The following is a 5590-nucleotide window of genomic DNA, read 5'->3' as shown; positions in this document are numbered from 1 at the left end:
GTACGCTTTACTTCCGCTCGGGAAAATCCACTCGCCTTAACCTTGACCATCATCAACTCACGTTCGATATGCTCGAGTTCAGACACTTCCTGCACCTTAAGAACATCGATCAGTTTGTTAAGTTGCTTCTGAATCTGCTCTAACTCCATGTCATCAGAAATGGTAGTAATGTTCAAGCGCGATAAAGTTTCATCATCCGTAGGCGAAACGGTCAAAGACTCAATGTTGTACGCACGCTGAGAGAAAAGACCTACCACACGAGACAAGGCACCCGGTTGGTTTTCCATTAGTAGTGAAATAATGTGTCTCATATTAAGTTCTCTCCGTCTTGCTTAACCACATTTTGTCCATACCCTCGCCTTTAATCTGCATCGGATATACATGTTCTGTCTCATCGACATTGATATCAACAAACACCAAACGATCTTTCATGTCTAATGCTTGTCGCAAGCCAGACTCAAGTTGATCTGGCGATTCAATGCGAATCCCAACATGCCCATAAGCTTCTGCGATAGCTGCAAAATCAGGAACGGAACTCATGTATGAGTTGGAGTGTCGGCCTTGGTAAATAATGTCTTGCCACTGCTTTACCATACCTAGGAATCGGTTATTAAGGTTAATTATCTTAACTGGAATATCGTACTGCATTGCCGTCGATAGTTCCTGAATATTCATCTGGATACTACCGTCTCCCGTGACCACAACCACTTCTTCTTCTGGCTTAGCAAACTTAACACCCATACCAGCAGGCAAACCAAAGCCCATCGTGCCAAGGCCACCTGAATTAATCCAACGGCGTGGCTTATTAAATGGATAGTAGAGTGCGGCGAACATCTGATGCTGACCAACATCAGATGCAACATAAGCGTCGCCGTTAGTCAGCTTATGCAAGGTTTCAATTACTTGCTGTGGTTTAATCCGCTCTGAAGACGTTTCGTAAGACAAGCATTGGCGCTCACGCCACACTTGGATCTCATCCCACCAGCGATTCAGTGCTTGCTGACCATTGGTACTGCCTTGCTCTTCAAGCAGGTTAACCATGCTCTCGAGCACTTTTTCTGCTGAGCCTACAATCGGAAGATCCGCTTTAACGTTCTTCGAGATCGAAGAGGGATCGATATCAATGTGCATAACCTTAGCATCAGGACAGTACTTATCTAGATTATTAGTCGTTCGATCATCAAAGCGAACCCCCACACCGAAAATCAAATCGGCGTTGTGCATAGCCATGTTAGCCTCATACACACCGTGCATACCTAACATACCTAATGAATTCTTATGGGTACCCGGAAAGGCACCAAGCCCCATCAAGGTACTAACCACTGGCAAGTTGAGTGCTTCTGCCAACTTAGTTAAGTGCTGCTCAGCTTCTGAGATAACGGCACCACCACCGACATACAAAACAGGCCTTTTCGCTTCAAGTAGCGTTTTAAGCCCCTTCTTAATTTGACCTTTATGGCCTGTCGTGGTTGGTTTGTACGAACGCATAGAAAGAGACGCAGGGTATTCATAAGGCAACTTAACCTGTGGATTCATCACATCTTTAGGTAAGTCGATCAATACTGGGCCAGGTCGGCCTGTCGTCGCAATATAGAAGGCTTTCTTTACTGTCTCTGGGATGTCTTCAGCTTTCTTAACTAAGAAACTGTGTTTAACCACTGGGCGTGATACACCAACGATGTCACACTCTTGGAATGCGTCATTCCCAATCATATTGTTTGGCACGTTACCTGAGATAACGATCATTGGGATCGAGTCCATGTATGCGGTTGCAATACCCGTGATGGTATTAGTCGCACCCGGACCAGAACAGACGAGCACCACACCTGGGTTGCCCGTCGCACGCGCGTAACCATCCGCCATATGTGTTGCGGCTTGCTCGTGACGTACTAATACATGTTTGATTTGATCTGTTTTGGCGTGTAGCGCATCGTAAATATCTAGAACAGAACCGCCTGGGTAGCCAAAGATCTGTTCAACGCCTTCTTCGATCAGAGATTGAACGATCATCTCTGCACCGGACAACATTGCTGCCATATTTTTCTCCTTAACCAATTTACCGCCACATAAGGTCAATGTGATGGATTGGTTTTTCATAGTTAGGGCTTATTCGTAGCCTAAATCGAAATACTTCCACGTTTTTCGGCTATGTCTTGCTTACAGGTAACATAAAGCAAGGTCACGCAACAAATGTAACGTTTAATTAGCAATGGGTCTAATGCGATTTTTGTCTCACTTTGGAAGAAATAGCGAATACCAACGCTTAAATGCAAAAACGAACCAACCAGCACCTACAATCTAGTTAAAGGCACCAGTAATTAATGAAAATACAGTTAATAATTTTAACCTCATTTCTCTCATTTATTGATATCGACGCTAAAACTCAGCTCGGTTTGAGCATAAAAAAATCCCTCAAAACGAGGGTTATCGCATTGAGGGATTTTTAAACAGTAGGAAAGTTAACGATAAAGAATATTACTTCTTCTCGGGCTTATCGTTGTACATTTCTTCGATTTCGTCCTGATACTTATCGTTAATCACCTTACGGCGCAATTTTTGTGTTGGCGTCAGCTCTCCATCGTCCATTGAGAAAGCTTTAGGCAAAAGCTTAAACTTCTTCACTTGCTCAAACTTCGCCAACTCTTGCTGAAGGTCGTTGACTCGCTTTTCAAGCATTTCGACAATTTGATTATGTCGAATGAGCTCTACGCGATCGTGATACTTGATATTCAGTTCCTTGGCGTACTCTTCCAAAGAGTCATAACAAGGTACAATCAGCGCCGAAACAAACTTACGCGTATCAGCGATAACGGCGATCTGCTCAATAAAGTGGTCTTTGCCGATGGCACCTTCAATCATCTGCGGAGCAATGTACTTACCGCCTGATGTTTTCATTAGCTCTTTAATACGGTCGGTGATAAACAGATTACCGTTCTCATCAATATGACCCGCATCACCTGTCTTGAGGAAGCCGTTTTCATCAAACGTTTTCGCTGTTTCTTCTGGCATTTTGTAGTAGCCACGCATCACCATAGGACCACGCACTAAGATCTCATTGTTTTCACCGATCTTAACTTGTGCACCTGGCATCGCCATACCAATTGAGTCTGGGTTGAAGCACTTGTCATCCCAACATGAAACCGTCGCTGTGGTTTCTGTCATGCCATAACCCAGCTTAACGTTGATACCAATTGCATGGAAAAAACGGCCGATGGTTTCATCTAACTTGGCACCACCACACGGCATAAAATTGATGCGTCCACCGAGTAGCGCACGCAACTTAGATAGCACTAGCTTATCAGCCAAGGCGTGCGCTTTTTTCAACGCAATAGAAGGCTTGCGCCCTTCTTGATGAGCGACCGCCATTTTCGCCCCCATGTTCACCGCCCAAGTAAATAGGACCTTGCGAATGAATGGTGCTTTGGCAACCTTTTCATGAATGGCAGAGAAGATCTTCTCGTAGAAACGAGGAACCGCACACATTACTGTAGGGCGCACTTCACTCAGTGCATCACGTACCTGCATGGTATCTTGCAAGTAGCAGTTGGTCGCCCCTTTATAAAGAACGTAGAAGGTCCATGCACGCTCATACACATGCGAAAGAGGTAAGAAACTCAGAGAAACGTCATCTTGAGATAGGCTAAGACGCTGGTCATGCCCTTCAAGCTGAGCACCGATGTTTGCATAATCAAGCATGACGCCTTTAGGTTGACCTGTCGTACCTGAGGTATAGATAAGCGTTAGAAGATCATCGAGATTCGCTTGCTCGAGACGCAGATCTAATTCTGGCTGCTGTGTGCTGTCAGCATTGCCGATAAAACGCTGCCAACTAATAGCGAACTGATGCTCACCGATATCAATGTCGTCAGACAGAGCAACAACCAGCTCAAGTTTCTCACACTCATCAAAGATAGAAACGGCCGCATCAAACTGAGGCTGTTCACCGACAAACAACACTCGCACATCCGCGTTTTGCAAAATGTATGACGACTGAGCAGCAGTGTTAGTCGGATAGATGGGTACAGTGACAGCGCGAACTTGCAAAGACGCAAAGTCCGCAATGGTCCATCGTGGCATGTTGTTAGAGAAAATGCCGATTTTATCTTGAACTCGGATCCCTTGAGCCAATAGAGCAAGTGATAAACTATCAACTTGCTGACCAAACTGCTTCCAGCTAATGCCATTCCAAACATTGCCTACTTTATGCTTAAGTGCAATACGATCATTGCCTTGCGCAATTTGGTCACGAATACGTTTTACGATATGAAAATCTAGGTTGGCCATCTTAATTACCTTTGGCTTACACCTGTAAGCTTTATTCAGCGCACAAGTGTACACATTCAGGGTTAAAAAAGACAATTGATAGGTATCAAAGTTATCGATATAAATGTAAAAAACCTTGAATGGCATCAACCATTCAAGGCTTTTGATTTCAGTAGCAACTGACGATTAATTCAAAGCAACAACTTCGCCACAGATCATCATTAGTTGGTCACGTAACCAAATGTGGCCTTTATCTTTTTCGCTAGACTCGTGCCAGCTTAAGAAGCCGCTGATTCTTCCATTCTCGAATGGGAACTCGAGCACTTGCAACTGGTGCTTGTTTGCCGCGTTTTCCACCATCCAGCGTGGAGCTATAGTCACTAGCTCTGATTGACCAACCACGTAAAGTACATTACTTAGACTGGTGCCTTCATAATAGGCATGCACATCAAGTTCACGATAAGCTTGCTCGGAGAAACTACGTTGACCGTGAACTTTTGAAAGCTTTGCATGGCGCTCTTGAAGCAACATTTCTGGAGTTACAGAACCTTGAATACGTGCATGAGCTTTAGACGTTACAACAACAAGTTCATCTTGGAAAATCTCGGTGCTTGAGAACCCTTGCTCATCAAAACGTGCGTAGTCGATGACGAAGTCGATTTCTTGATAGCGCATTCGTTCAGCTAACTGACGGTCAAATTCAGCATCTAGGTGAAGCTGTACATTAGGAGCTGACTCATGAACATTCGACATGATCTTGGGAGCAAAACGCATATCACATGGGCTACAAATCGCCAGCTTAAATAGACGCGTTGATGTCTCTGGTGAAAAGACCGAACTTGGTAACTCGTTGCGAATCAATTGAAGAGCCTGACGAACTGGACCGAATAACTGACGTGCACGTTGAGTTGGCTGAATTCCGCGACCTTGGCGCATGAACAACTCATCGTTAAACATAACTTTCAAGCGCGCAACTGCGTTACTGACCGCTGGTTGTGACATACCCAAGTTATGAGCAGCACGAGTGATGTTCTGCTCTTGCATTACTGCATCAAATACAGTCAACAGGTTTAAATCTACTCCTCGCAAAGTACTTTCCATTCGGTAGCTAGCGATAGCACTCATTGCTTCTTTTTTGTCGTTCATCGAATCAGCCTCTTTCATTCGTCAGCGGGAGTTGGTTTTAAATTTAGGTTGGGAATAGAAACCTATTTTTGCGTCACATCCGATATATATATTTATTGGATGTTTGTTAACGCACCAACACTATCCACGAATCATTCAGCGATTAGCAATAAGATTGATAATTAATCAGTATTTTTTACCC

The 5590-nt window shown here is 44.3% G+C and carries 4 protein-coding genes; all 4 read right to left on the bottom strand.

Going from position 1 to position 5590, the window contains the following annotated elements; all coding sequences use genetic code 11:
* Positions 1-311 (bottom strand): acetolactate synthase small subunit (gene ilvN / locus QTO00_RS13885; RefSeq protein ID WP_331425331.1); only part of this gene is annotated, 311 nt, incomplete at its 3' end.
* Between the two features lies 1 nt (position 312).
* Positions 313-2037 (bottom strand): acetolactate synthase 3 large subunit, encoded by a 1725-nt coding sequence (locus tag QTO00_RS13880; RefSeq protein WP_331425330.1) that lies wholly within the window; start codon positions 2035-2037, stop codon positions 313-315.
* A 438-nt stretch (positions 2038-2475) separates the two neighbouring features.
* Positions 2476-4284, bottom strand: a complete 1809-nt coding sequence (locus QTO00_RS13875; protein ID WP_038203016.1) for an AMP-dependent synthetase/ligase — start codon at positions 4282-4284, stop codon at positions 2476-2478.
* A gap of 165 nt (positions 4285-4449) precedes the next feature.
* The gene (gene leuO / locus QTO00_RS13870) at positions 4450-5409 is read right to left on the bottom strand and encodes a transcriptional regulator LeuO (protein ID WP_038203018.1); all 960 of its coding nucleotides are present in this window, start codon (positions 5407-5409) and stop codon (positions 4450-4452) included.
* Positions 5410-5590 lie beyond the last annotated feature (181 nt).

The organism is Vibrio sp. M260118 (genome assembly GCF_036533755.1).
Taxonomy (GTDB): Bacteria; Pseudomonadota; Gammaproteobacteria; order Enterobacterales; family Vibrionaceae; genus Vibrio.
This window is presented reverse-complemented; position numbering and strand designations above follow the sequence as displayed.

Bases quoted from the DNA above. Each gene is read 5' to 3' on its own strand.
- QTO00_RS13880 (WP_331425330.1), bottom strand. From the start codon at position 2,037: ATGGCAGCAATGTTGTCCGGTGCAGAGATGATCGTTCAATCTCTGATC.
- leuO (WP_038203018.1), bottom strand. From the start codon at position 5,409: ATGAACGACAAAAAAGAAGCAATGAGTGCTATCGCTAGCTACCGAATG.
- QTO00_RS13875 (WP_038203016.1), bottom strand. From the start codon at position 4,284: ATGGCCAACCTAGATTTTCATATCGTAAAACGTATTCGTGACCAAATT.